Source organism: Sphingomonas bacterium (assembly GCF_903643065.1).
GTDB lineage: Bacteria > Pseudomonadota > Alphaproteobacteria > Sphingomonadales > Sphingomonadaceae > Sphingomonas.
The window spans coordinates 1-4934 of sequence record NZ_CAHJWX010000202.1 but is presented as its reverse complement, the minus strand read 5'-3'; the positions used below and the strand labels follow the sequence as shown (position 1 = coordinate 4934).

The following is a 4934-nucleotide window of genomic DNA, read 5'->3' as shown; positions in this document are numbered from 1 at the left end:
GCCGGCGACGGTGACGCGGACGCCGCGTGACAGGTCGACCGGTGCACCGCCCGGCCGCGTCGCGCGCAGCGGAGTCGGCAGGATCGCGACGTCGGGCGTCGCCGGCGCGCCACGCGCGGCGTAGAGCGCGAAAGCGCGCTCAGGCGTCAGCCAGCGGGTAGCGTCGTCGGGCGCCTGGGTCGTGAGCCGCGCCTCGTCGGTCATCGGCGCGACGAAGGGCAGCGTCTCCAGCCCGGTCTCGGCGTCGACGCGCGCGCGCGTGGCGGCGATCACGCGGCCGGCGAGTCCCTCGGCCGTGACATAGGCGTTGGGCAGCGCGTAATAGGCGGAGAACCAGTGACCGTTGCCGATCAATCGCACGTGATAGGCCCGGCCAGCCGCAAGATGCGCGCCCGGCTTCAGCGTCAGCGCTTGCAGGTCGCCGTTGACCAGCCGGATCGCGAAACTGTCGTCGCGCACCTCGGCGATGCCGTTGACGAAGCCGAAGCGAATTTCCGGCCGCGCGACGTCGAGGCCGTCGGGCAGGCTGGCGGGCATCGTGATCGCGAGGTCGGCGGCGAAGCAGGTGGGCTTGCCGCCGGGACAGTCGGCGGGGTGCTCGTCGAGCACCGTCAACGCAAAGCCGAGCGTCGCCGCGAACCGGTCAAGTCCGACTTGATCGAGGGGCGGCGGAACGACGGGTCCGGCTCGTCCGGACACCGGCGAAGCCAGCAGCATCACGCCCGCGACGAGTCTCTTCATCGAACCCCCAAATATTGGACATAGAGTTGTCATGACATTGCGTATACGTCAACGTCGAACAGGCGCGGGGAGTTGATCATGCTCAAACCGGACGCCGTTATGGGCAGGCGTTGCCGAACCAAATCGTCACCCGCGCCCGGCCGGGCGCGTTCGGCCGCGCGGGCGAGGCTGGCGGTCGCGACGCTCAGCGCGATCGCGGCGACGGGCGCTCAGGCAAGGCCGGTCATGATCGGGTACATGCCTTTCGCGGATGGCTTGGCGGCGCTCCCCGCGCGGAACGTGCTGGCGCGATACTCGCACGTCACGCTAGCCTTCGCCAATCCGGATGCCGGCGGCAACTTCGTCATCAATGGCGCGATGGCCTGCGCCCCCGGGCCCAGGGGCGCGACGACGGGCCTGGCGGCGCTGCGAGACGCGGTCGCGCGCGTCCATCGCGCGAAGGCCAAGGCGTTGATTTCGGTCGCGGGCGGCGTCATCCCGGGCTGCGCGGGCGACTGGACGGTGCTGCTGCAGCCGCGATCGCGCGACGCGATCGTCGCCGGGATTGTCGCGCTGGCGGACGAGGCCGGGGTCGACGGCGTCGACGTCGACCTCGAGGGCGCGCTGCTCACCAGCCTCGATCAGGCGGGCGGCTACACACCGTTCGTCGCGGCGCTGGCGGCGGCGCTGAAGCGGCAGGGCAAGCTGCTCACCTGCGCCACCGCCTCCTACGAGGGCGGGATGGTGCCGGTGACGGCGCTGCGCTGGTTCGATTACGTGTCCGTCATGTCGTACGACGCGGTCGGGCCCGGCTGGGGCCGGCCGGGCGACGAGCACGCACCCTATGACAAGGCGGTGGCGGACGTGAAGCTGTGGCGCGACCGCGGCGTCCCGCGCCGACGCTTGGTGCTCGGTCTGCCCTATTACGGCTACGGCTATGGCGGTTACGCCGCCACCTATGCCTACCGCGACATCCTGGCGACATTCGGTGCCCAGGCGGCGGCCGACGTCGTCGGCACGCGGTGTGCCGGCTGCGGCTACATCACGCAGAACGGCCCCGCGACGCTGGCGCGCAAGGCCGCGCTCGCGCGCGAGCAGGCGGCCGGCGTGATGGTCTGGGAGATCACTCAGGACACCGAGGATGGCCAATTAGGTCTCGCCGTCTCGACCGCGCTCGCTTCCCGGCGCGGTGATTGACGACGTCGCAGCCCCGCGCCAGAGCGAACGCCACGAGGCGGTGCCGGGCGACCGCAGGGAGGAGGACGGCCGTTGTCGCTCAGCGAGACCGTGGGGGTGCTGCAGAAAGATCTAGCGACGCCGCTCTACCTTCAGCTGCAGAAGGTGCTTCGCGACGCGATCGGCAGCGATCTCGTCAAGATCAACGAGGCGATCCCGACCGAGCGGGATCTCGCCGTCGACTTCGACATCTCGCGCATCACGGTGCGCAAGGCGATCGACGGACTGGTCAGCGAGGGATTGCTGGCCCGCCGCCGCGGGGCCGGCACCTTCGTGATCGGCGGCCGGGTGGAGAAGAACCTGTCCAAGCTGTCGTCCTTCTCGGAGGACATGCTGTCGCGCGGGCGGACGCCGTCGAGCATCTGGGTCAGCAAGACGGCCGGCGCGGTGACCCCCGAGGAGGCGTTGTCGCTCGGCCTGTCGCCGGGCTCGCTGGTCTATCGTTTCCACCGCATCCGCTACGCCGACGGACAGTCAATGGCACTCGAATACTCCACCGTGCCGGGCTATTGCCTGCCGTCCAAGGAAATGGCGGAGGACTCGCTGTACGAGGCGCTTGATGTCACCGGCTTCCGGCCGGTGCGCGCGCTGCAGCGGCTGCGCGCCATCGCCTTCACGATCGATCAGGCGCAGGCGCTGGGCATTGAGCCCGGCCAGCCCGGCCTGTTCATCGAGCGTCGCGGGTTCCTGCCCGATGGGCGCACGACCGAGTTCACCCAGTCCTATTATCGCGGCGACGCCTATGATCTGGTGGCGGAACTGAGCGACCTGTGACCGGTCACGTCATCGCGCCGTGCTGGGCGATGAACGCGGCGTGCGACGGCATCGCGCCCGCCATCGCGGCGGCGCGGCGGCGCAGCTGGGCGATGCTGTTCGCGACCGTCGCGGCCGGCAGGGCGGCGATGATGGGGTGATGGTCGCCGGGCCAGCGTCCCTGGCCGGTCAGCACCGCCAGCCAGTTGGTCGGCCCGAACAGGTCGCCGCGATCGTAGAGGATGGCCCCCGTCGCCGCGAACGCCTCCAGCCGCGCCGCCAGGCTGTCGGGCGGGACAATGGCGCGGACCGCCGCCCAGAACGGCGTGTCGGGCCCGGTCGCGGTAGCATAATGCGCGATGACGAAGTCGCGCACCGCCTCGTACTCCAGGACGGTGTCGCGATTGAAGCGATCGACCAGGCGGGGATCGATCGCGCGGTGCGGGAACAAGGCGAGCAGGCGGATGATCGCGGTCTGGACGAGGTGGATCGACGTCGACTCGAGCGGCTCCAGGAAGCCGCCCGCCAACCCGATGGCCACGCAATTGTGGTGCCACGGACGGCGCCGGTGGCCCGCGGTGAAGCGCAGCCGCCGCGGCTCGCCCAGCGGCGCGCCGTCCAGACGCCCGGCAAGCAGCCGCGCCGCCTCGTCGTCGCCGAGAAAGGCGCTGGCGTAGACATAGCCGTTGCCCGTGCGGTGCTGGAGCGGGATGCGCCACTGCCACCCCGCCTCGCGCGCGGTCGAGCGGGTATAGGGCAGCGGCTCGCCGACGGGCGCGCAGGGCATCGCCACCGCGCGGTCGCACGGCAGCCAGCGGCTCCAGTCGACATAGCCGGCGCCCAGCGCCTCCTCGATCAGCAGCCCACGAAAGCCCGAGCAGTCGACGAACAGGTCGCCCGCGATCGTCTCGCCCGAGGCGAGGCGGATCGCAGCGATGGCGCCGGTCGCCGCGTCGCGATCGACCGCGACGATGTCCCCCTCGATCCTGGTCGCGCCGCGTCCCTCCGCATAGGTGCGCAGATAGGCGGCGTAGCGGGCCGCGTCGAAGTGGAACGCATGATGCACCGGGGCCTGTCCGGCGGTACGGGCGAACCGGCCGGCGCGCGCCGCCCGCGCCTCGGGGCTGATCGCCTCCAGGTCGCGGTCACCACCATCGGCCACGTGGCGCAGCCAGACGTGATGGAAATCGACGCCCGCCATGTCCGGGCCCAGAAAACCGAACGGATGAAAATAGCGGTGGGACGGGCCGCCCCAATCGACGAACTCGATGCCCAGCTTGTAGGTGCCGCGCGTCGCGGCGAGGAACGCGTCCTCGTCGATGCCGAGATAGCTGTTGAACTCGCGGATGGCGGGCACGGTCGCCTCGCCGACGCCGACCGTGCCGATCCGATCCGACTCGATCAGCGTGACCTGGTGTTGCGATCCCAGCGCGCGGGTCAGCGCGGCCGCCGTCATCCATCCCGCGGTGCCGCCGCCGACGATGATCGTCCGCGCGATCATGCGCGCATCGCCTGCTCGCGCATCGCCTGGTGCGGCATCAGGAGAGCTACGTCGCGCGCGACGGCCCCCAAGATGGCCTGGAGACGCCGCGCGACCTCGCTCTCGGGCATCGCGGCCGCGCGCGGATCGGGCGAGCGGGGCACGATGCCGTGACCGACGAGCAGCGACTGCCAGCTGTCCTCGTTGAACGCCTCCTGGTTGTGCTGCGCCACCATGCCGCGCGCGCCGAATAGCGCAATCTTGGCCTCCAGCAGGTCGGACACCGGCGCGGCGCGCGCCTCGTCCCAGAACGGCTCGCCGACCCGCGCATTCAACCGATAGTGCGCGGCCTGGAAGTCGCGCAGCCGCAGATAATGGAGCACCACCTCGTCGTTGTAGATGCCCGCCTCGACCATCGCCGTGCGATCGATCGGCAGCAGCGCCACGAGGTGCGCGATCGCGATCTGGTCGCGGTGCAGTTCGACCGCGTCGATCGGATCGCCCCGCGCCGCCGCGGCGCCGATCGCGACGCAATTGCCGACCCAGGGCCGGCGCCGGATGCGATCCGCGATGTTCTCGACGAACATGTCCGGTCCGACGCGCAGGCCCGCGAGCGCGCCGATCGAGGCGGTGGCCTCGTCGTCGCTCAAGCCGCCGCCCGCATAGGCCATCGCGACCGCGGTGCGCCCGGCGAGCGGGAATAGCCCGATCCAGCCCGCCGGGTGCGCCGCCGTCCGGCTGTAGA

General features: G+C 71.0%; 5 protein-coding genes. 2 read left to right on the top strand and 3 right to left on the bottom strand.

Features of this window, described 5'->3' with window-relative positions; all coding sequences use genetic code 11:
• Positions 1 to 741, bottom strand: a 741-nt coding sequence (locus HUU95_RS08325) for a carbohydate-binding domain-containing protein (RefSeq protein ID WP_254602691.1), incomplete at its 3' end; no start/stop codon positions are given.
• Between the two features lie 237 nt (positions 742 to 978).
• Between HUU95_RS08325 and HUU95_RS08320 the strand changes: the two genes are divergently transcribed.
• Positions 979 to 1917 (top strand): glycosyl hydrolase family 18 protein, encoded by a 939-nt coding sequence (locus HUU95_RS08320; RefSeq protein ID WP_174279694.1) that lies wholly within the window; start codon positions 979 to 981, stop codon positions 1915 to 1917.
• A 72-nt stretch (positions 1918 to 1989) separates the two neighbouring features.
• Positions 1990 to 2730, top strand: coding sequence for a GntR family transcriptional regulator (locus HUU95_RS08315; protein ID WP_174279693.1), 741 nt, complete (start codon positions 1990 to 1992; stop codon positions 2728 to 2730).
• A gap of 4 nt (positions 2731 to 2734) precedes the next feature.
• Here HUU95_RS08315 and HUU95_RS08310 read toward each other — a convergent pair whose 3' ends face one another.
• Positions 2735 to 4210: a tryptophan halogenase family protein gene (locus HUU95_RS08310; RefSeq protein ID WP_174279692.1), complete on the bottom strand. Its 1476-nt coding sequence runs from the start codon at positions 4208 to 4210 to the stop codon at positions 2735 to 2737.
• Positions 4207 to 4934 (bottom strand): tryptophan 7-halogenase (locus HUU95_RS08305; RefSeq protein WP_174279691.1); only part of this gene is annotated, 728 nt, incomplete at its 5' end. The genes HUU95_RS08305 and HUU95_RS08310, both read right to left, overlap by 4 nt.